The organism is Mesorhizobium sp. M1E.F.Ca.ET.041.01.1.1, from assembly GCF_003997355.1.
GTDB lineage: Bacteria > Pseudomonadota > Alphaproteobacteria > Rhizobiales > Rhizobiaceae > Mesorhizobium.
Window position 1 is genome coordinate 1 of record NZ_RZSL01001289.1, and the last position, 386, is coordinate 386.

General features: G+C 65.0%; 1 pseudogene. It reads left to right on the top strand.

The features are described from left to right. Positions 1-386, top strand: a pseudogene (locus EOA38_RS38830) (2',3'-cyclic-nucleotide 2'-phosphodiesterase); the annotation flags it as partial.

The window sequence follows — 386 nt, forward strand, 5'->3', positions numbered from 1 at the left end:
GCGTCAAGACGCGCGACATCGTCGAGGCGGCCAAGGCCTGGGTGCCGCAGATCAGGGAGGAGGGCGCCGACATCGTCATTGCGCTCTCGCATTCCGGCATCGACGTCAAGCAGGGCGACATGATGGAGAATGCCTCGTTCTTCGTCGCCGGCGTCGAGGGGATCGATGCGGTCTTCACCGGCCACCAGCATCTCGTCTTCCCCGGCAAGAAGGATTTTCAGGCGCTCGATGGCGTCGACACCGGGAAAGGCACGCTGCAGGGCAAGCCGGCGGTGATGGGCGGCTTCTGGGGCTCGCATATGGGCTTGATCGACCTGCTGCTGGAGCGCGACGGCTCGAAATGGCGTGTCGTCTCGGCGACCTCCGAAGCGCGGCCGATCTATGAG